Here is a 20916-nt window from a genome sequence, read left to right on the forward strand (position 1 = left end):
CATGGCCTTCGATCTCGCCGCGCGGCTGGCCGAACGGCGTGCCGCCGACCTGTATCGCCAGCGACCGCTGCTTGAAAGCCCGCAGGGGCCGCAGGTGGTGGTCGACGGCCAGCCGCTGCTGGCCTTCTGCAGTAACGACTACCTGGGCCTGGCCAATCACCCCGAGGTGATCAAGGCCTGGCGCGACGGCGCCGAACGCTGGGGTGTCGGCGGCGGTGCCTCGCATCTGGTGATTGGCCACAGCACCCCGCACCATGAGGTGGAGGAGGCGCTGGCCGAGCTGACGGGCCGGCCGCGTGCGCTGCTGTTCTCCACCGGCTACATGGCCAACCTCGGCGCGATCACCGCGCTGGTCGGGCAGGGCGACACGGTGCTGCAGGACCGCCTCAACCACGCTTCCCTGCTCGACGGCGGGCTGCTCAGCGGCGCCCGCTTCAGCCGCTACCTGCACAACGACCCGGCCAGCCTGGCCAGCCGCCTGGGCAAGGCCAGCGGCAACACCCTGGTGGTCACCGACGGCGTGTTCAGCATGGACGGCGACTGCGCCGACCTGCCGGCCCTGGCCAAGGAGGCCCGCGCACGCGGTGCCTGGCTGATGGTCGATGACGCTCATGGCCTGGGAACCTTGGGCGCCAACGGCGGTGGTCTGGTCGAGCATTGCGGACTGGGTGTCGAGGACGTGCCGGTGCTGATCGGCACGCTGGGCAAGGCCTGCGGTACCTCCGGCGCCTTCGTCGCCGGCAGCGAGGAGCTGATCGAGGCACTGGTGCAGTTCGCCCGGCCCTACATCTACACCACCAGCCAGCCACCGGCGCTGGCCTGCGCCACGCTCAAGGCCCTGGACTTGCTACGCCGCGAACACTGGCGGCGCGAGCACCTGGCCGCGCTGATCCGGCAGTTCCGCACGGGCGCCGAGCAGATCGGCCTGTCCCTGATGGACAGCCACACCGCGATCCAGCCGATCCTGATCGGCGATGCGGGGCGGGCGCTGGCATTGTCCCGCCTGCTGCGCGAGCGCGGGTTGCTGGTCACGGCGATTCGCCCACCCACCGTGCCCGCCGGCAGCGCCCGCCTGCGGGTGACCCTGAGCGCCGCCCACAGTGAGGCGCAGGTGCAGCTATTGTTGAATGCATTGGCCGAGTGTTATCCACAGCTGGAGTCCGCCGATGCGTAACCGAATGATCCTCCTGCCCGGCTGGGGCCTGGGCACCGCTTCACTGGAGCCGCTGGCCGCCAGCCTGCGCGCCCAGGATCCACGCCTGCAGGTCGAGTTGATGCCGCTGCCGGAACTGGCCCACAGCGATGTCCAGGCCTGGGTCGACCATCTGGACCGCAAGCTGCCGACCGACGTGTGGCTGGGCGGCTGGTCGCTCGGTGGCATGCTCGCCAGCGCCCTGGCGCACAAGCGCGGCGACCACTGCTGCGGCTTGCTCACCCTGGCCAGCAACCCCAGCTTCGTGGCCCGGCCGGACTGGCCGCACGGCATGCCCGCCGACACCTTCGGCACCTTCCTCGACGGCTGCCGCAGCCACACCCATGTCACCCTCAAGCGCTTCCGCACCCTGTGCAGCGAGGGCGCGCAGCAACCCCGCACCCTGCTGCGGCAGCTGGGCGTGGGCGTGCCCGACACCGATCCGCTGTACCTGGCCACCGGTTTGGAAGTGCTGGCCAGCCTCGATACCCGCACCGCCCTGGAGCAATACGGCGGCCCGCAGCTGCACCTGTTCGCCGGCAGTGACGCGCTGGTGCCGGTGGAAGCGGCCAAGGCCCTGAGCGACCTGCTGCCCGACGTGGAAGTCGGCCTGGTCGAAGACAGTTCCCACGCCTTCCTGCTGGAATATCCCCAGGAGCTGGCGGCGGGCATCAAGAGTTTCCTGCATGAGAGTGGCGATGACTGACCTTTCCCAGCCCACCCTGCCCGGCACCTTGCCGGACAAGCGCCAGGTGGCGGCTTCGTTTTCCCGCGCCGCGTCCAGCTACGACAGCGTCGCGGCCTTGCAGCGAGCGGTGGGCATGGCGCTGCTGGAAAAGCTGCCCAGCGACCTTGCGCCTGCGCGCTGGCTGGACATGGGCAGCGGTACCGGCCACTTCAGCCGGGTGCTGACCGAGCGCTTCGCGGATGCGGGCGGCGTGGCGGTGGATATCGCCGAAGGCATGCTGCGCCATGCCCGCGAGCAGGGCGGCGCCCGGCACCATGTGGCGGGTGACGCCGAGCGCCTGCCGTTGCGTGATGGTTGCGTCGACCTGTTGTTCAGCAGCCTGGCGGTGCAGTGGTGCGGACAGTTCGCCAGCGTGCTGGACGAGGCGCGGCGGGTGCTGCGCCCCGGCGGGGTGCTGGCCTTCAGCAGTCTGTGCGTCGGCACCCTGGATGAATTGCGTGCCAGCTGGCAGGTCGTGGATGGCATGGTGCACGTCAACCGCTTCCGGCGTTTCGAGGATTACCAGCGCCTGTGCGGCGACAGCGGGCTGGAGCTGATCGACCTGGAGCGGCGCCCCCACGTGTTGCATTATCCCGACGTGCGCAGCCTGACCCATGAACTCAAGGCTCTGGGTGCGCACAACCTCAACCCGGGGCGTCCGTCGGGGCTCACCGGTCGGGCGCGGATGCAGGGCCTGTTGCAGGCCTACGAACAGTACCGCCAGGCGCAAGGCCTGCCAGCCACCTACCAGGTGGTCTACGGCGTCCTGCGCAAGCCGTTGGACGGGGAGCAGTGACATGAGCCAGGCCTATTTCATTGCCGGCACCGACACCGATGTCGGCAAGACCACCATCGCCGCGGGTTTGCTGCATGCGGCGCGGCAACTGGGGTTGAGCACCCTGGCGGCCAAGCCGGTGGCGTCCGGGTGCGTGGTGACGGCCAAGGGGTTGCGCAACAGCGACGCCTTGGCGCTGATCGACGAAAGCTCGGTCAAGCTGTCCTATGAAGCGGTCAATCCCTTCGCCTTCGAGCCGGCCATCGCCCCGCATGTAGCGGCCCGCGAGGCCGGGGTGGCGCTGAGCGTGCCGGCGCTGCGCGATGCCATGCAGCAGGTGCTGGCGCAGCACGCCGACTTCACCTTGATCGAAGGCGCCGGTGGCTGGCGCGTGCCGCTGTCCGACCATGCCAACCTGTCGGACCTGGCCATCGCCTTGAAGCTGCCGGTGATCCTGGTGGTGGGGGTGCGCCTGGGGTGCATCAACCACGCCTTGCTCAGCGCCGAGGCCATCGCCCGGGACGGCCTGCAGCTGGCGGGATGGGTGGCGAACATCGTCGATCCGCGTACATCGCGCCTGGAAGAAAACCTGTCCAGCCTGGCCGAGCGCTTGCCCGCGCCATGCCTGGGACGGGTGCCCTGGTTGAAGCAGGCTGGCGCGGACGCGGTGGCTGCGCATTTGCAGCTGGACCTGCTGGATTAGGCCTTTGCCTATTAGCTGGCACTAGGCTATTAGGGATTTAAACGGGCCTTTTTCCCAGTCTGCTGCTTTAATAAGGCCTGTTCATCATCCAGCGTCATGGAGTCCTGACATGGAAATCAATGCGAGCTCCGCCTTCTACGCGGGCCTGGGTGCCATCCAGAACGGCCAGAACCGTGTCGACCAGGCCGCCCAGCAGATCGCCAGCGGCGCCGTCGAGCGTGGCACCAGCGGGCAGTCCACCGAATACCAGGCCGAGCGCCTGCGCGGCGTCGACCGCAGCCAGCAACTGGACCTGGCCACCAGCACCGTGCAACTGGCCCTGGGCAAGCACGAAGTCGAACTCGGTGCCAAAGTCGCCAAGGCTTCCGATGAAATGCTCGGTCGGTTCATCGACACCTACGTCTGACCCGCTGCATCACATTCGCTTACATCGCGGGGCAAGCCCGCTTCCATTCGTGGGAGCGGGCTTGCCCCGTGATGCGTTTGAGGGTGCTTGGCGTAAATGTCATATTCGGCGGCATAAATGCCATTGTTAGCCCACCTTGACAGCGAGGCCACCTAAACGTAAGTTTCAAACAACTGTTTGACCGAAAGCCGCCAAGAGCTGGTCGGTATCCGCGGTCTCCCCACCGAACTCATCACAGAGGTTCATCGCAATGCCTGATTACAAAGCCCCCTTGCGTGATATCCGCTTCGTCCGCGACGAGCTGCTCGGCTATGAGGCGCACTATCAGAGCCTGCCGGGCTGCCAGGACGCCACGCCCGACATGGTCGACGCGATCCTGGAAGAAGGCGCGAAGTTCTGTGAAGAGGTGCTGGCCCCGCTGAACCGCGTCGGCGACCTGGAAGGCTGCACCTGGAGCGAGTCGGGCGTGAAGACCCCGACCGGTTTCAAGGAAGCCTACCAGCAGTTCGTCGAAGGCGGCTGGCCGAGCCTGGCCCACGATGTCGACCACGGCGGCCAGGGCCTGCCCGAGTCGCTGGGCCTGGCCCTGAGCGAAATGGTCGGTGAGTCGAACTGGTCGTGGGGCATGTACCCGGGCCTGTCCCATGGCGCGATGAACACCATCTCCGCCCACGGCACCCCCGAGCAGCAGCACACCTACCTGACCAAGCTGGTGTCCGGCGAGTGGACCGGCACCATGTGCCTGACCGAGCCGCACTGCGGCACCGACCTGGGCATGCTGCGCACCAAGGCTGAACCTCAGGCCGACGGCAGCTACAAGGTTTCCGGCACCAAGATCTTCATCTCGGCCGGTGAGCACGACATGGCCGACAACATCGTCCACATCGTCCTGGCCCGCCTGCCCGACGCTCCGGCCGGCACCAAGGGCATCTCGCTGTTCATCGTGCCGAAGTTCCTGCCCAACGCCGAAGGCGGTGCGGGCGAGCGCAACGGCGTGAGCTGCGGCTCCCTCGAGCACAAGATGGGCATCCACGGCAACGCCACCTGCGTGATGAACTTCGACGGCGCCACCGGCTACCTGATCGGCCCGGCCAACAAGGGTCTGAACTGCATGTTCACCTTCATGAACACCGCTCGTCTGGGTACCGCGCTGCAAGGCCTGGCCCACGCCGAGGTGGCGTTCCAGGGTGGCCTGAAGTACGCCCGTGACCGCCTGCAGATGCGCTCGCTGACCGGCCCGAAAGCACCGGACAAGGCCGCTGACCCGATCATCGTCCACCCGGACGTGCGTCGCATGCTGCTGACCATGAAGGCCTTCGCCGAAGGCAACCGCGCGATGGTGTACTTCACCGCCAAACAGGTGGACATCGTCAAGTACAGCCAGGACGAGGAAGAGCGCAAGAAGGCCGACGCCCTGCTGGCCTTCCTGACCCCGATCGCCAAGGCGTTCATGACCGAAGTCGGCTTCGAGGCCGCCAACCACGGTGTGCAGATCTACGGCGGCCATGGCTTCATCGCCGAGTGGGGCATGGAGCAGAACGTGCGCGACAGCCGTATCTCCATGCTGTACGAAGGCACCACCGGCATCCAGGCCCTCGACCTGCTCGGCCGTAAAGTGCTGATGACCCAGGGCGAGGCGCTCAAGGGCTTCACCAAGATCGTCCACAAGTTCTGCCAGGGTCAGGAAGGCAATGCAGCCACCAAGGAGTTCGTCGAGCCGCTGGCCGCGATCAACAAGGAGTGGGGCGAGCTGACCATGAAGATCGGCATGGCCGCGATGAAGGACCGCGAGGAAGTGGGTGCCGCTTCGGTGGACTACCTGATGTATTCCGGCTACGCGTGCCTGGCCTACTTCTGGGCCGACATCGCCCGCCTGGCCGCCGAGAAACTGGCAGCCGGCACCAGCGAAGAGGCGTTCTACACCGCCAAGCTGCAGACTGCGCGCTTCTACTTCCAGCGCATCCTGCCGCGTACCCGCAGCCACGTCGCGGCGATCCTGTCCGGCGCCAACAACCTGATGGCGATGAAGGAAGAAGACTTCGGTCTGTCCATCTAAGCCGGTTGGTTGTACGAAAAACCGCCTGCCCTTACCGGCAGGCGGTTTTTTTTCGCCTGGATTTCAGCTGCGACTTACGCTCCCACAGGGAACGCGTAAACAGGAAAAATCCTACCGGGTGTCGCATCCAGTAACGAGAAAGTCTCAAGCTTCGCCCCTGATCTGCCGTTAAAGCGGGCATCTGTATTCATCTATTCATGTGCACTGCCGATGAAGTAGGGGCACAATGCCATTATTGATCTGCCGGGTCGGAGATTACCCTTGTTTCGTCTATCCGCTGTACGCGCGAGCCACTTCCTGCCTTCGCTGATTCTGTTGCTGGCAGGGCTTGCGGCAGCCTATGTGAGGGACCTCAGCGTCTTCTTCACATCGCTGTTCAACGTTCTACCCACCTTGGTGCTGCTGCTGGGTGGCGCCTACTGCGCCGTGTACCGCCGCCAGCGCGAGCTGTTCCTGATGGTCACGGTGTACATCGCCTATTTCCTGCTCGATACCCAGACCGATTTCTACCGCGACAACGGCCGGGTCCGCGAGGATGCGGCGGTGATCTTCCACCTGGTGTGCCTGCTGCTGCCGGCGCTGTTCGGCCTGTACGGGGCGTGGCAGGAACGCACCCACCTGGCCCAGGACCTGCTGGCGCGCTTCGCCGTGCTGTTCGCCGTGAGCAGCGTGGCGGTGGCGCTGGAGCAGAGTTTTCCCGAGGCGCTGCTGGGCTGGCTGGCCGAGATTCGCTGGCCTGCACTGCATGGCCAGTGGATGAGCCTGATCCAGCTGGCCTACCCGCTGTTCCTGGCGGTGTTCATCCTGCTGGTGGTGCAGTACCTGCGTGAGCCAAGGCCCTTGCATGCCGCGCAGATCATCGGCCTGATCGGCATCTTCTGGATGTTGCCCAAGACCTTCATCCTGCCGTTCACCCTGAACATCATGTGCAGCCAGGTGATGCTGATGATCGCCGCCGCAGTGTCCCACGAGGCCTACCAGATGGCCTTCCGCGACGAGCTGACCGGCCTGCCCGGGCGGCGCGCCCTGAACGAGCGCATGCAGCGCCTGGGGCGCAACTATGTGATCGCCATGACCGACGTCGACCACTTCAAGAAATTCAACGACACCCACGGTCACGACGTCGGTGACCAGGTGCTGCGCCTGGTCGCCAGCCGTCTGTCCAAGGTGACCGGAGGCGGTCGCGCCTACCGCTACGGTGGCGAGGAATTCGCCCTGGTGTTCGCCGCCAAGACCGCCGAAGAGTGCCTGCCGCACCTGGAGGCGGTGCGCGAGATGATCGCCAACTACGCCATCCAGTTGCGCGACCAGAACAGCCGTCCGCAGGACGATTCCACGGGTCGCCAACGCCGTGGCGGAGGGGCCAACACCACGGTGTCGGTGACCATCAGCATCGGCGTCGCCGAGCGCCAGGCCGAGCACCGCAATCCCGACGAAGTGCTCAAGTCCGCCGACCAGGCGCTGTACAGCGCCAAGGGCGCGGGGCGCAACTGTGTCATGACCTTCGGCCAGCAATCGCGGCGCGGCGCCGTGCGCATGGCGTGAACTATCGTGTGACTATACAAGACCATTCGGTCGCATGATGACCCTATGTCTCGTAAAAGTTGTTCGGTTACACTGCGGTCATCCCAGTGCCGCGGCCCCGACGGGCCGCCCCGACCCCGATAGCGAGAGGTTGTCATGGCTGAATATAAAGCGCCCCTGCGCGATATGCGCTTCGTCCTCAATGAAGTCTTCGACGTGGCCACGCTCTGGTCGCAACTGCCCGGCCTGGCCGAGGCAGTCGATGCGGACACGGCCATGGCCGTGCTGGAGGAGGCCGGCAAGGTCACCGGCAAGACCATCGCGCCGCTGAGCCGCGCCGCCGACGAAGAGGGTTGCCACTGGGACAACGGTGCGGTACGTACCCCGGCGGGCTTCATCGACGCCTACAAGACCTATGCCGAAGGAGGCTGGGTTGGCGTTGGCGGTGATCCGCTCTTCGGTGGCATGGGCATGCCCAAGGTCGTCTCGGCCCAGGTCGAGGAAATGGTCAACGCCTCGAGCCTGGCCTTCGGGCTGTACCCGATGCTGACCGCCGGCGCCTGCCTGTCGATCAACGCCCACGCCAGTGAAGCGCTCAAGGAAAAGTACCTGCCGAACATGTACGCCGGCGTCTGGGCCGGTTCCATGTGCCTCACCGAGCCCCACGCCGGTACCGACCTGGGCATCATCCGCACCAAGGCCGAACCGCAGGCCGACGGCAGCTATAAGGTCAGCGGCACCAAGATCTTCATCACCGGCGGCGAGCACGACCTCACCGAGAACATCATCCACCTGGTGCTGGCCAAGCTGCCGGATGCCCCGGCGGGTCCGAAAGGCATCTCGCTGTTCCTGGTGCCCAAGTTCCTGGTCAATGAAGATGGCAGCCTCGGCGCACGCAACCCGGCCACTTGCGGCTCGATCGAGCACAAGATGGGCATCCAGGGCTCGGCCACCTGCGTGATGAACTTCGACGAAGCGGTCGGCTACATCGTCGGCGAGCCGAACAAGGGCCTGGCGGCCATGTTCACCATGATGAACTACGAGCGCCTGGGGGTCGGTATCCAGGGCCTGGCTTCGGCCGAGCGTTCCTACCAGAACGCCGTGGAGTACGCCCGCGACCGTCTGCAGAGCCGTGCCCCGACCGGCCCTCAGGCCAAGGACAAGGTAGCCGACCCGATCATCGTCCACCCGGACGTGCGCCGCATGCTGCTGACCATGAAGGCGCTGACCGAGGGCGGTCGCGCGTTCTCCACCTATGTGGCGATGCAGCTCGACAGCGCCAAGTACAGCGAAGACGTCGCGGTCCGCAAGCGCAGCGAGGAGCTGGTGGCGCTGCTGACCCCGGTGGCCAAGGCCTTCCTCACCGACCTGGGCCTGGAGTGCACCGTGCACGGCCAGCAAGTCTTCGGCGGCCATGGCTACATCCGCGAATGGGGCCAGGAGCAGCTGGTGCGCGATGTGCGCATCACCCAGATCTACGAAGGCACCAACGGTATCCAGGCGCTGGACCTGGTAGGTCGCAAGGTGGTGGCCAGCGGCGGCGCCTACTACACGCTGTTCGCCGACGAGATCCGCCAGTTCATCGCCACCGCCGGCGGCGAGCTGGGTGAGTTCACCAAGCCGCTGGCGGCATCCCTTGAGCAACTTGACGAGCTGACCGCCTGGGTGCTGGACCAGGCCAAGGGCAACCCCAACGAAATCGGCGCGGCCTCGGTCGAGTACCTGCACGCGTTCGGCTACGTCGCCTACGCCTACATGTGGGCCCTGATGGCGCGGGCGGCCAAGGCCGGTGAAGGGGATGCCGACTTCTACGGTGCCAAGCTGGGCACGGCGCGCTTCTACTTCGCGCGCCTGCTGCCACGGGTTCACTCGTTGGTGGCATCGGTGAAGGCGGGGAGCGAGTCGCTGTACCTGCTGGACGCCGCGCAGTTCTGACCTTTGCGGGGCTGCGTTGCAGCCCGTCGCGGCCCGAGGCCGCTCCTACAGGGGGATGCAATCCGTCTGTAGGGGCGGCCTTTTGCTTTGTCAGGGCGGCGTGTTTATAAATGGACCGCTTTTGTAAGCTTTGGCTTACACAACGTGGTGACGTTTCGCCTCTTTCCTAAGATTGGATCCACGGTTACTCTTTCTTACATGGACGTAGCGCAGGACGCGCAATGGACAGAGCAGGACGCCTTACACGGAAGTAGCGCAGGAAGCGCGAAAAGATAGAACAGGGACACGAAGGATTTCCTGCCAGGACGGCGGGATGATAGGGATGTCGAAGGGAAACAGTCTGGAAAACCCCGCTTAGGCGGGGTTTTCTTTGTGCGCGTGTTTTTCAGCCGAGCACGTCCAGTGGCGAGACACCCAGCTGACGCGGGTCGGCTTCCTCTTCCAGCAAGGTCCGCAGCAGCTCCACCGAGGCTTGCTGGCGCTGGGCATCGCGGAACACCAGGCCGACCTTGAGCGGCACCCGCGGCTCGCTCAGGGGCTTCCACAGCAGTTCCTGGTCGTCCTGCGCGGCATCCTTGGCCCGGCCCGGCAGGATGGTCGCCAGCGCCGTGTGCGCCAGGCTGTCGAGGATCCCCGCCATGTTGTTCATCTCGGCCTGGACCTGGGGCCTGCGGCCCTGGCTGGCCAGCTGCGCCTTCCAGATCTGGCGGATCTGGAACTCCTCGCCGAGCATCAGCATCGGCAGCTCCGCCGCCTGGCGGATCGAGACCTTCTTGAAGTCTTTCAGCGGGTGGGTCCTGGGGATCACCAGCTGCAGTTCATCCTCGTACAGCAGCAAGCCATGCAGCCCGGGCTGGCGCGGCGGCAGGTAGCTGATGCCGATGTCCAGGCCGCCATTGAGCAGGCGCCGCTCGATCTCCGACCCCGACAGTTCATAGATCTGCACCACCAGATGCGGCTGGGCCTTGCGCACCCGCTCCAGCAACTGCGGCACCAGGCTTGGTCGCACGGTCTGTAGCACGCCGATGGCCAGGGTGCGCAGCGACTGGCCCTTGAAGTTGCCCATGGCTTCGTGGGCGCGTTGCAGGCCATCGAGCAGGGGCACTGCGTGGTTGTACAGGGTGTGGGCGGCCAGCGTGGGCAGCAGGCGCTTGTTGCTGCGTTCGAACAGGCTCAGGTCGAGGCTGTGCTCAAGTTGGCGGATCTGCTGCGACAGTGCTGGCTGTGACAGTGACAGACGCTCGGCGGCACGGCCCACATGGCCTTCCTCGTAGACCGCGACGAAGTAACGCAGTTGGCGAAAATCCATAAGTGATACTTATCGAAAAAGCTGGAAAAACGAAATGGCCGCGAATCGACCGTAAGCCTAGTCTATCGCCGTATTCCAACGGGTTACAGCGGTCATAAAGGCGATTGTTACCCCGGATGAAAAACACTTTTGATAGGCAAGGCAAAATATCCGATTCCGGCGCCAGACCGGAACCTTGACCGCCCACCCGTGATTGGCCGGAGCCCCGATGAACCTGTTCAACCTGCGCCGTTCGGCGCCCGCCGTCGCCGAGCCCAAGCGTGCTCCGGTGATCGAGCCGGCCGGCGCGCAGCTCTCCCGCGAGCGGCTGATGCCCGGCACAGAGCGTGCACCGCAGGTGTTCGTGCGTGGCCAGGGTTCCTGGTTGTGGGACAGCGAGGGGCACGCCTACCTGGACTTCACCCAGGGTTGCGCGGTCAATAGCCTCGGCCACAGCCCGAGCGTGCTGGTCAAGGCGCTGGGCAACCAGGCCCAGGCACTGATCAACCCCGGTGCGGGCTATCACAGCCGCGGCCTGCTAAGCCTGGTTGAGTTATTGTGCCAGCGCACCGGCAGCGACCAGGCCTACTTGCTCAACAGCGGTGCCGAAGCCTGCGAGGGCGCGATCAAGCTGGCGCGCAAGTGGGGCCAGCTGCACCGCAACGGCGCCTATCACATCATCACCGCCAGCCAGGGTTGCCATGGCCGCACCCTGGGGGCCTTGTCGGCTTCCGATCCGCTGCCGTGCAACCGCTGCGAGCCCGGCTTGCCGGGCTTCAGCAAGGTGCCGTTCAACGACCTGACGGCGCTGCACGCGGCGGTCGACTCGCGCACCGTGGCGATCATGCTCGAGCCGATCCAGGGTGAAGCCGGCGTGATCCCGGCCACCCGTGATTACCTCCAGGGTGTCGAGCGCCTGTGCCGTGAACTGGGGATTTTGCTGATCCTCGATGAAGTACAGACCGGTGTAGGACGCTGTGGTGCCTTATTGGCAGAAGAATCCTACGGCGTGCGGGCCGACATCATCACCCTCGGCAAGGGCCTGGGCGGTGGCGTGCCGTTGGCGGCGCTACTGGCCCGTGGCCGCGCCTGCTGCGCCGAGCCGGGCGAGCTGGAGGGCAGCCACCATGGCAACGCGCTGATGAGCGCCGCCGGGCTGGCCGTGTTGCAGACCGTGCTGGAGGCGGGCTTCTTCGAGCAGGTGCTGGACAGTGGCCGGCACCTGCGCGATGGCCTGAGCCGCCTGGCGGGTCGCTACGGCCAGGGCGAGGTGCGTGGCCAGGGGCTGCTGTGGGGCCTGCAACTGCGCGAAGACAGCGCGGCGCAACTGGTCGAGGCCGCGCTGCAGGAGGGCTTGCTGCTCAATGCGCCGCAGGCCGACGTGGTGCGGTTCTCGCCGGCGCTGACGGTGAGCAAGGGTAATATCGACGAGATGCTCCTGCGCCTGTCCCGGGCGTTCGCCCGCCTGCACGCCCAACAGCACAACCGCCGCGAAGTGCCGGCCTGACCGGTTGCCCCGGCGAACAGAATTTCAACGAACCGTCTGGCGTTCCTGCGCATCGCCCCTGGCCTGAAATACATGGCCCGGGGCGTTTTTTTTGCCCGGTGGAACCTCTGCGAAGCGAGGCTAGTCTGTGTTGATACACCCTCAAGGAGCGCAGCACATGGACTTCATCCGCATCATCATCGCCATCATCCTGCCGCCGCTGGGCGTGTTCCTCCAGGTGGGGTTCGGCGGGGCGTTCTGGCTGAATATCCTGCTGACCTTGCTGGGTTATATCCCCGGGATCGTGCATGCGGTGTACATCATCGCCAAGCGCTGAGATCAAAGACCGCTCTGCAAGCATGATCAGCGTGGGAGCGGGCTGGCCCCGCGAACACCGGCGAAGCCGGTGCCAGGCACTGCTTCGCGGGGCCAGCCCGCTCCCACGCCGTTCCGGTTGAAGCCTGGAACGACGTTTGCCCTACCGGCCTAGCAATCGGCAGTAGAACTTCCACTCTTCCTCGAGCGCATGCGCAAGGTTCGCCGCCTGGCGAAAGCCATGCCGCTCGCCCGCGTAGAAATGCCCCTCGGCCTCGATGCCATTGGCCTTGAGCGCTTCAAGCATGCTGCGGGTCTGCTCCGGCACCACCACCGCGTCCAGCTCACCCTGGAAGAAGATCACCGGCACCTTGATCTGCCCAGCATGCAGCAGGGGCGTGCGCTGGCGATAACGCTCGGCATCGCGCCGGGGGGCGCCGATCAGCCAGTCCAGGTAGTCGCCTTCGAACTTGTGGGTGGCCCGGCCCAGCGCCTCGGGGTCGCTGACGCCGTACAGGCTGGCGCCGCCACGGAAGACGTCCCGGAAGGCCAGGGCGCACAGGGTGGTGTAGCCGCCGGCGCTGCCGCCACGAATGAAGGCCTGGTCGGGGTCGATCAGGCCCAGGCCGGCAAGATGGGCGACCGCCGCGCAGGCATCTTCCACATCACTCGCTCCCCAGTTCAGGTGCAGTGCCTGGCGGTAGGCGCGACCATAGCCGCTGCTGCCCCGGTAGTTGAGGTCGGCGACGGCAAAGCCGCGTTGGGTCCAGTACTGGATGCGCGGGTCGAGTACCGGGTAGCAGGCCGAAGTCGGGCCACCGTGAATGAACACCACCAGTGGCGATGGCCCACCTGTGCTTTGCATGGCAGGGTAGAAGAACCCGTGGGCGAAGCCTTCGCCACTGGCGTAACGAATCGGCTGTGGGAGGCTGATGTCGTCGGCAGGCAGCACCTCGGCGCCACCTGCCAGCACCTGGACTTCGTGGCTGCGCCGGTCGATGGCGATCACGGCCGCTGGGCTGATCGGCGAGGCGGCTACGGCGTAGAGCTGTCCGTCATCCAGCGCCAGGCTACGGAAACGCGTATACGCACTGGCATAACGCTCCACCTCGCCATCGGCGCGGCGCAGCCCCAGTTGCCCGAAACCGTCCTCGAACCAGCTGGCCAGGTAGCTGGCGGGGCCAAGGGCCAGCCAGGTGCTGGCGCCCAGTTGCCAGGGGGCGGCGGCATGGTCGGCGGGCGCGGCGGGCAGGCGTTGCCAGTGGCCGTCGAGTTCGCCCCAGGGCTGCCAGAAGCCGTCGCGGTCGGACAGGCAATACAAGCGGCCTTGCTCATCGAAGCGAGGCTGTTGCAGCGATTCGTCCTGCCCGGCGATGCAGCGTGCCGGGCCCCAGGCGCCAGAAGGTTCGCGTTGCCGACACATCAGGCGGGTGACGGTCCAGGGTTGGGCCGGGCGGTCCCATTCGATCCAGGCCAGTCGGCAGCCGTCTGGGCTCAGTGTGGGTGAGGCGTAGAAGTCGGCCCCTTCGGCCAGGATTTGCCGATGCTCCGTCGAGAGACTCACCAGGCGATGCACGACCTGTTCGCCATGCTGCTCTTCGACGGCCAGCACCTGGCCGGCCTGCCACTGCACATCACCATAGCGGCAGTCGTCGGCGTGGGTAAGCGGGCGTGGTGGGCTGCCATCCAGGGCCTGCAGGTAGACCTGCTGGTCCTTTTCGTTGACGAACACCAGCCCGTCCCCGCCCAGGCAGAAGCTGCCGCCACCGTACTCATAGACCCGGCTGCGCACACTGAACCCGTCCGGGGTCAGGCAGCGGGCCTGCTGATCGCGCCAGTGCCAGATCCGGCAGGCGCCATCGGCGGGGCGGAACTCGTTCCAGAACACACCCTGCGCGCCGACCTTGAGCTCGGCGAAGTCGGTGCCGGCGGCCACCGCCTGGGCGGCGCTGAACTCAGCCACGGGCGATGACATGGGAATTGCGCTCGTTGCGGAAGGTCATCTGTTCGATCTCCAGCGTTGCGTGTTCGGCCTCCTCGCGGGCCTTGAGGATGATGCCATGGTCCGGCGACTTGCCGCACACCGGGTCCGCCTTGCTGGCGTCGCCGGTGAGCATGAAGGCCTGGCAGCGGCAGCCGCCGAAGTCCTTCTCCTTCTCGTCGCACGAGCGGCACGGTTCGGGCATCCAGTCATAGCCGCGGAAGCGGTTGAAACCGAACGAGTCGTACCAGATATGCCGCAGGTCGTGGTCGCGTACATTGGGGAACTGCACCGGCAATTGGCGCGCGCCATGGCAGGGCAACGCGGTGCCATCCGGGGTGATGGTCAGGAACAGACTGCCCCAGCCGTTCATGCAGGCCTTGGGGCGCTCTTCGTAGTAGTCCGGGGTGACGAAGATCAGCTTGCACGGCTTGCCTTCGGCCTTGAGCTTGTCGCGGTACTCGTTGGTGATGCGCTCGGCCCGCTCCAGCTGGGCGCGGGTCGGCAGCAGGCCCAGGCGGTTGAGGTGCGCCCAGCCGTAGAACTGGCAGGTAGCCAGTTCGACGAAGTCGGCCTCCAGGGCCAGGCACAGCTCGATGATGCGGTCGATCTTGTCGATATTGTGCCGATGGGTGACGAAGTTGAGCACCATCGGGTAGCCATGGGCCTTCACCGCCCGGGCCATCTCCAGCTTCTGCGCGAAGGCTTTCTTCGAGCCGGCCAGCAGGTTGTTCACCTGCTCGTCGCTGGCCTGGAAGCTGATCTGGATATGGTCCAGCCCGGCCTGCTTGAGCGCGGCGATCTTCTGCTCGGTCAGGCCGATGCCGGAGGTGATCAGGTTGGTGTAGTAGCCCAGGCGACGGGCTTCGCCGATCAGCTCGGCGAGGTCCTGGCGCACCAGCGGCTCGCCGCCGGAGAAGCCGATTTGCGCGGCGCCCATCTCGCGGGCTTCGGCCATCACCTTGAACCACTGCTCGGTGCTCAGCTCCTTGCCCTGCTCGGCGAAGTCCAGCGGGTTGGAGCAGTACGGGCACTGCAGCGGGCAGCGGTAGGTGAGCTCGGCCAGCAGCCACAGCGGCAGGCCCACCGGCACCTCAGGCGAAGGTGATCCAGTGTTCGGCACGGGCCACCTCCATGAATTGCTCGATGTCGTCGGCGACTTCGGGCACACCGGGGAATTGCCGCTCGAGTTCGGCGATGATCGCCGCGACATCGCGCTGGCCATCGATGAGCCCGCCGATCAGCCCGGCGCTGTCGTTGAGCTTGATCATCCCCTCGGGGTAGAGCAGCACATGGCCCTTCTGCGCCGGCTCGTACTGGAAACGGTAGCCGGGGCGCCAGGCGGGCACCTGTTGACGGTCGAAACTCATAGGGCGATCCCCTTGTGCCAGACCCGCTCACTTGTGACGCTGTGATACGGCGGGCGGTTCAGTTCATAGGCCATGCTCATGGCGTCGAGCATGCTCCACAGGATATCCAGCTTGAACTGCAGGATCTCCAGCATGCGTTCCTGCCCCTCGCGGGTGGTGTAGTGCTGCAGGGTGATCGCCAGGCCGTGCTCCACATCGCGCCGGGCCTGGCCCAGGCGGGTGCGGAAGTATTCGTAGCCGGCCGGGTCGATCCACGGATAGTGCTGCGGCCAGCTGTCCAGGCGTGACTGGTGGATCTGCGGGGCGAACAGTTCGGTCAGCGAGCTGCTGGCGGCTTCCTGCCAGCTGGCGCGGCGGGCGAAGTTGACGTAGGCGTCGACCGCGAAGCGCACGCCGGGCAGCACCAGCTCCTGGCTGCGCAGCTGGTCGGGGTCCAGGCCCACGGCCTGGCCGAGGCGCAGCCAGGCCTCGATGCCGCCGTCCTCGCCGGGCGCGCCATCGTGGTCGAGCAGGCGCTGGATCCACTCGCGACGCACTTCGCGGTCGGGGCAGTTGGCCAGGATCGCCGCATCCTTCATCGGGATGTTGACCTGGTAGTAGAAGCGGTTGGCCACCCAGCCCTGGATCTGCTCGCGGCTGGCGCGGCCTTCATACATCGCCACATGGTAGGGGTGATGGATGTGGTAGTAGGCGCCCTTGGCGCGCAGGGCCTGCTCGAACTCGGCAGGGGACATCGGCATTGCGTCGCTCAAAGGGCCTCCTTACAACTCGATGCTCATGCCATCGAAGGCGACTTCCACGCCCCGGCGCTGCACTTCGGCGCGTTCCGGCGAGTCTTCGTCGAGGATCGGGTTGGTGTTGTTGATGTGGATAAGCACCTTGCGCTGGCGCGGGAAGCCATCCAGCACCTCGAGCATGCCGCCTGCGCCGTTCTGCGCCAGGTGGCCCATCTCGCGGCCGGTGCGGGTGCCGACGCCGCGGCGCTGCATCTCATCATCCTCCCACAGGGTGCCGTCGACCAGCAGGCAGTCGGCGCCGTGCATCATCTCCAGCAGCTTGGCGTCGACCTGGCCCAGGCCCGGCGCGTAGAACAGCTTGCCGCCGGTGCGGGTGTCCTCCACCAGCAGCCCGAGGTTGTCGCCCGGGTGCGGGTCGAAACGGTGCGGGGAATAGGGCGGCGCGGCGCTGCGCAGGGGGAAGGGGGTGAAGCGCAGGTTCGGGCAGGCGTCGATGACGAAGCTGCCTTCGAGCTCGATGCGGTTCCACACCAGGCCGCCGTTCCAGTGGCTGAGCATGTTGAACAGCGGAAAACCGGTGGTCAGGTCCTGGTGGACCATGTCGGTGCACCACACCTGGTGCGGGCAGCCCTCGCGCAGGCTGAGCAGGCCGGTGGTGTGGTCGATCTGGCTGTCGAGCAGGACGATGGCGTCGATACCGGTGTCGCGCAGGGCGCGGGCCGGCTGCATCGGCGCGAACGCCTGGAGCTGGGCGCGGATGTCCGGCGAGGCATTGCACAGGATCCAGTGCTCGCCGTCGTCGGACAGGGCGATGGACGACTGGGTGCGCGCCGTGGCGCGCAGGGTACCGTCACGGTAGCCCTTGCAGTTGGCGCAGTTGCAGTTCCACTGGGGGAACCCGCCACCGGCGGCGGAACCGAGGATCTGGATGTACATGGGTACTCTCTAGTCGAAAGCCGTATCCGAAAAACGCAAACGCCCCGGCGGGCCGGGGCGTCGAGCCGCGCAGCCGCTTAACGGTTGGCGAAGTACATGGTCACTTCGAAGCCGATACGCAGGTCAGTGTATGCAGGTTTGGTCCACATGGGCTTGCTCCTTCCGGATGGGGTTTGGGGTGGTCGGCTCACTATTGGGTACTCCCCGGAGGGAGAGGTTCCATTGGCCGAGATTGCGCTATCTTACAAGAAAAATTTGTACCGAAAGGTTAATTCTTCGAAAAGCGCCATTGCATTTGCGGTAACAATCCCGCCTTTTTTCATTGCCATTCGGTGCCCGGGGCAGTGGCATTGGCCAGGCACAACCAACCGTGCCTTGCATCGAGCAACTGCTGGAGCAAAGCATCCAACTGGCCTTGTTCGACAGTGAGGATAGACCCTCGCATACGCGACAGGCCGGCATTGTGTGTCGCGATATGTGCCTGCCAGGCCCATTGCGTGACATCGGCGTTGGTCATCGCTGTCTCGTCGAACTGATCGGCCAGCTGCGCTCGCGCCGCTGGGGCCAGCGTGACGCCCGGGCGCAGCAGGTCCAGCAGATGGTCCAGGATCTGTGCGTGGCTGGCGTGCGGCGATTGCACGCCGAACAGCAGCCCGCCGTAGCCTTCGATCTGACGAAAGGCGCTGAATACTGCGTAACCCAGCTGCAGCTCGACGCGCAGGCGCTGGTAGAACGGGCCTTGCAACACCTGGGCGAGCAGTCGACCGGCGGCCTGCAGATCAGCCGGCAGCGGACAGAACAGCAACAGCGCAGGCTCGCTGCCCGAAGTCGGGACCTGCCGCCAGTGGCGTCCGAGGATCGGGCGCGCTGGCGAGGGGGCGATCGGTTGTCCCATGAGGCCTTGCAGTGCCGTGCCCAGGGCGCCCTGTTGGGCGGGGGTGAACCCCTGCGCCAATCCCTGCCAGCGCGCCTGCTGCCAGAGTGCGTCGAGCTGCGACTGGTCCAGGGTGCAGGCCGGCAGCGGTTGCTCTTCACCCTTCAGTAAGGCGTCCGGCAGTGCCTTCAGCAGCGCACGGATCGGTATCAGCGGCGCTTCGGCTGCCGCTGGCGAGTACCAATGCTCCCGGGCTGGCGCGCGCAGCAAGGTCAGGGCCTCGTGCGTGGCATTGATCACGGCCAGTGGATGCCCCGCGAGGCGCAACTGCCAGTAATCGCCAATGGCCTCGAAGCCCAGTCGCAACGCTGCCTGATCGGCACGCTCGCGCAGGGGTTGCAGACTGTGTTGCAGAACGACTTGCATGCGCTGACGCAGCGGCGAAGGAATGTGCCAACGCAGGTCGAAGCTCGCAAACTGGCGAGAGGGCGGCAGGCAGTCACCGAGACCAAGTCCAGCTGGCAACGGCGTGTTGATCATGGGAAGTTCGGTTGCCAGCAGCGCTTCATCGGGGGGCAATTGCCAGTCGCCGGCATCCGAGGAAGGCAAGTCCCACAGCAGTGCAGCGAAGGTTTCCAGACCTTGTCTCCCGAGCCCTGCGAAAGGTCGGTCGGCACTGTCGCGCTGGGCCAGTTCCAGTGCGCTGGCGGCTTGTTCATGGCGTTGCTGCAGGCGGGTGAAGCGGTCGTTCAGCAGCTTGTGGTCCTGTTGCCGCAGAAAACCCAGCCAGCCGTGCAGCAACTCCCGGGTCTTGTCCAGGCAGGCCTGGTCTGACAGCTGCAGCTGGACATGCCAGAGCAACTGCCCGGCATGGGCGTGGAGTTGTTGCGCCTTGCAGCCCTGCAGCCAGCCGCGCTGGCGCAAGGCATCCAGCCAACCGCCGGGCCGGCTGTCGGTGAGCTGGTCCAGCAGCAGTTCGAGCGCTTGCTCCGCGCCGTCCGGCAGTCCGTCATGGGCGAACAGCAGGTCGTGGCGGTTGCCCCAGGCGTCTGGTTGGTGCAATGGCGCGCCGAGCAAGGCGGGTGGCTGTACCCGGGCGACGCGTGCGCCGTTTGCGAACAGACCACCGAACTGCCTGCCCAGGTGCGCCAGTTCATCCAGCGACTGCGGGCCAGCCAGGCTCAGGGTGAGTTGTCCGCCTTGGTAGAAGTCATGGTGGAACTGCCTCAGCCCTTGCTGGAAAGCCTGGCTTTCCAGCGGCAGGCTGTGCCGGTTGCCGGCGTGAAAGCCGCTCAGCGGATGGCGTGCCGACACCGACTGCAACAGGGCGAACTGGCGCTGGGCCTCGGGGTTGCGTGACCAGGCGATGAACTCGGCATGGATCACCTCACGCTCGCGGCGCTGGCGTTCGATGGCGAAGTCCGGCTCGGCGAGCATCTGGCACAGACGCTCCAGCCCACTGGCCAGCGCCGCGGGGGGCACTTCGAAGAAGAAGTCGGTGGTGCGTTCGCGGGTGCTGGCGTTGACCTGGCCGCCCAGGCCCTGGACGTAGCGCATCAGGCCGTCGTCCAGCGGAAAACGCCTGTTGCCGAGGAAGAACAGGTGTTCGAGAAAATGCGCCAGGCCCGGCCAGCGCGCGGGTGCGTCGTGGCTGCCGGCATGCACCCGCAACGCCGCCGCCGCACGCTTGAGGCGTGGGGCGTGGCGCAGGGTCAGGTGCAGGCCGTTGGCGAGGGTGAGGTGGCGAATGGCGTCGGACATGACGCCATGCTAGCGCGCAATGCCGAGGTTGTCTGGTCTGGTCTTTTCGCTGTTAATGCAGATCCCGACGCAGGTCCGCCAGGTAAGGAAACGCCTCCCGCCCTTTCAGTACCCGCTCGCGTTGCAGGTCCGCCAGCAACAGCCTCTCTTCGTCCCCGGCCATCACCAGCACATCGCCATCCGGCCCGACGATGCTGCTCTGCCCGCAATACCGGATCTCGCCCTCGCTGCCGCAGTAGTTGGCGTACACCAGGTAACACTGGTTCTCCTGCGCCCGCGAGCGCACGGTCACCTGGCAGACGAAATCGTACGGCGCCATGTTCGCTGTCGGCACCAGGATCAGCTCGGCACCGTTCAGCGCCAGGCGCCGGGCGTTCTCCGGGAATTCGATGTCGTAGCAGATCAGCAGCCCGACCTTCCAGCCGTCCAGCTCGACCACCGGGAAGTGATCGGCGCCCGGGCTGAACATCGAGCGATCCAGCTCGCCGAACAGGTGGGTCTTGCGGTAGTTGCACAGGCTGCGGCCATGGGCATCGATCAGTTGCACGCTGTTGTGGATCGACCCGTCCTCGGCCCGTTCCGGATAGCCGTAGACGATGGCGATCCGGTGCGCCTGGGCGATCTCGACGACACTCATGGCCGAGGGGCCGTCCTCGGCCTCGGCCAGGCGTTCCACCTGGTCCAGGCCGATGTTGTAGCCGCTGAGGAACATCTCCGGGCACACCAGCAACTGCGCGCCTTGGGCGGCTGCCTGCTGGGCCTGGTGCTGCAGGCGCTCGAGATTGCCGGGCACGTCCAACGGCTTGGGCGTGCCCTGGAACAGGGCGATGCGCATGACGCTACTCCTACG

At 66.0% G+C, this 20916-nt stretch carries 19 protein-coding genes; 10 read left to right on the forward strand and 9 right to left on the reverse strand.

What is annotated here, in order from left to right:
- Position 1: 1 nt before the first annotated feature.
- The 8 genes from bioF to HU751_RS17360 all read left to right on the forward strand — a co-directional run bounded on the left by bioF (position 2) and on the right by HU751_RS17360 (position 9318).
- The gene (gene bioF / locus HU751_RS17325; protein ID WP_186731708.1) at positions 2 to 1174 is read left to right on the forward strand and encodes an 8-amino-7-oxononanoate synthase; all 1173 of its coding nucleotides are present in this window, start codon (positions 2 to 4) and stop codon (positions 1172 to 1174) included.
- A complete protein-coding gene (locus tag HU751_RS17330; RefSeq protein ID WP_186731707.1) occupies positions 1167 to 1898 on the forward strand; it encodes an alpha/beta fold hydrolase in 732 nt (243 codons plus the stop codon). The genes bioF and HU751_RS17330 overlap by 8 nt, the downstream gene beginning before the upstream one ends.
- A complete protein-coding gene (gene bioC, locus HU751_RS17335) occupies positions 1891 to 2715 on the forward strand; it encodes a malonyl-ACP O-methyltransferase BioC (protein ID WP_186731706.1) in 825 nt (274 codons plus the stop codon). Before HU751_RS17330 ends, bioC begins: the two co-directional genes overlap by 8 nt.
- 1 nt (position 2716) lies before the next feature.
- Positions 2717 to 3397 carry a dethiobiotin synthase gene (gene bioD / locus HU751_RS17340; RefSeq protein ID WP_186731705.1) on the forward strand — a complete coding sequence of 227 codons (681 nt, stop codon included), beginning with the start codon at positions 2717 to 2719 and terminating at the stop codon, positions 3395 to 3397.
- 109 nt (positions 3398 to 3506) lie between these two features.
- On the forward strand, positions 3507 to 3803 hold the full coding sequence (locus HU751_RS17345; RefSeq protein WP_050703481.1) for a hypothetical protein: 297 nt from the start codon (positions 3507 to 3509) through the stop codon (positions 3801 to 3803).
- A 250-nt stretch (positions 3804 to 4053) separates the two neighbouring features.
- Complete coding sequence (locus HU751_RS17350) at positions 4054 to 5859, forward strand: phenylacyl-CoA dehydrogenase (protein ID WP_186731704.1); 1806 nt, start codon at positions 4054 to 4056, stop codon at positions 5857 to 5859.
- 261 nt (positions 5860 to 6120) lie between these two features.
- Entirely contained in the window at positions 6121 to 7404 is a 1284-nt protein-coding gene (locus HU751_RS17355) for a GGDEF domain-containing protein (RefSeq protein WP_110734516.1), read from the forward strand.
- 135 nt (positions 7405 to 7539) lie between these two features.
- Positions 7540 to 9318, forward strand: coding sequence for an acyl-CoA dehydrogenase C-terminal domain-containing protein (locus HU751_RS17360; RefSeq protein WP_186731703.1), 1779 nt, complete (start codon positions 7540 to 7542; stop codon positions 9316 to 9318).
- A gap of 385 nt (positions 9319 to 9703) precedes the next feature.
- Here the strand turns inward: HU751_RS17360 and HU751_RS17365 are convergent, their stop codons facing one another.
- Complete coding sequence (locus HU751_RS17365; protein WP_186712661.1) at positions 9704 to 10627, reverse strand: LysR family transcriptional regulator; 924 nt, start codon at positions 10625 to 10627, stop codon at positions 9704 to 9706.
- A 208-nt stretch (positions 10628 to 10835) separates the two neighbouring features.
- Here HU751_RS17365 and HU751_RS17370 point away from each other — a divergent pair, with 208 nt between their 5' ends.
- Together HU751_RS17370 and HU751_RS17375 are read left to right on the forward strand one after the other, a co-directional pair.
- Positions 10836 to 12113 (forward strand): aspartate aminotransferase family protein, encoded by a 1278-nt coding sequence (locus HU751_RS17370; RefSeq protein ID WP_186731702.1) that lies wholly within the window; start codon positions 10836 to 10838, stop codon positions 12111 to 12113.
- Between the two features lie 157 nt (positions 12114 to 12270).
- Entirely contained in the window at positions 12271 to 12429 is a 159-nt protein-coding gene (locus HU751_RS17375) for a YqaE/Pmp3 family membrane protein (protein ID WP_009681539.1), read from the forward strand.
- A 141-nt stretch (positions 12430 to 12570) separates the two neighbouring features.
- Here the strand turns inward: HU751_RS17375 and HU751_RS17380 are convergent, their stop codons facing one another.
- The 8 genes from HU751_RS17380 to HU751_RS17415 all read right to left on the reverse strand — a co-directional run bounded on the left by HU751_RS17380 (position 12571) and on the right by HU751_RS17415 (position 20901).
- Positions 12571 to 14382 (reverse strand): S9 family peptidase, encoded by a 1812-nt coding sequence (locus HU751_RS17380; protein ID WP_186731701.1) that lies wholly within the window; start codon positions 14380 to 14382, stop codon positions 12571 to 12573.
- Positions 14363 to 15511: a pyrroloquinoline quinone biosynthesis protein PqqE gene (gene pqqE / locus HU751_RS17385; RefSeq protein WP_186731700.1), complete on the reverse strand. Its 1149-nt coding sequence runs from the start codon at positions 15509 to 15511 to the stop codon at positions 14363 to 14365. Before pqqE ends, HU751_RS17380 begins: the two co-directional genes overlap by 20 nt.
- Complete coding sequence (gene pqqD / locus HU751_RS17390; RefSeq protein ID WP_186731699.1) at positions 15483 to 15758, reverse strand: pyrroloquinoline quinone biosynthesis peptide chaperone PqqD; 276 nt, start codon at positions 15756 to 15758, stop codon at positions 15483 to 15485. Before pqqD ends, pqqE begins: the two co-directional genes overlap by 29 nt.
- Positions 15755 to 16498: a pyrroloquinoline-quinone synthase PqqC gene (gene pqqC / locus HU751_RS17395; protein WP_186731897.1), complete on the reverse strand. Its 744-nt coding sequence runs from the start codon at positions 16496 to 16498 to the stop codon at positions 15755 to 15757. The genes pqqD and pqqC overlap by 4 nt, the downstream gene beginning before the upstream one ends.
- 21 nt (positions 16499 to 16519) lie before the next feature.
- Positions 16520 to 17431 (reverse strand): pyrroloquinoline quinone biosynthesis protein PqqB, encoded by a 912-nt coding sequence (gene pqqB / locus HU751_RS17400; protein WP_186731698.1) that lies wholly within the window; start codon positions 17429 to 17431, stop codon positions 16520 to 16522.
- A gap of 77 nt (positions 17432 to 17508) precedes the next feature.
- Positions 17509 to 17580, reverse strand: coding sequence for a pyrroloquinoline quinone precursor peptide PqqA (gene pqqA / locus HU751_RS17405; protein WP_003243383.1), 72 nt, complete (start codon positions 17578 to 17580; stop codon positions 17509 to 17511).
- 170 nt (positions 17581 to 17750) lie between these two features.
- Entirely contained in the window at positions 17751 to 20066 is a 2316-nt protein-coding gene (pqqF, locus tag HU751_RS17410) for a pyrroloquinoline quinone biosynthesis protein PqqF (protein WP_186731697.1), read from the reverse strand.
- Between the two features lie 52 nt (positions 20067 to 20118).
- Entirely contained in the window at positions 20119 to 20901 is a 783-nt protein-coding gene (locus HU751_RS17415) for a carbon-nitrogen hydrolase family protein (protein ID WP_186731696.1), read from the reverse strand.
- Between the last annotated feature and the right edge of the window lie 15 nt (positions 20902 to 20916).

This window comes from Pseudomonas peradeniyensis, assembly GCF_014268935.2.
Lineage (GTDB): Bacteria > Pseudomonadota > Gammaproteobacteria > Pseudomonadales > Pseudomonadaceae > Aquipseudomonas > Aquipseudomonas peradeniyensis.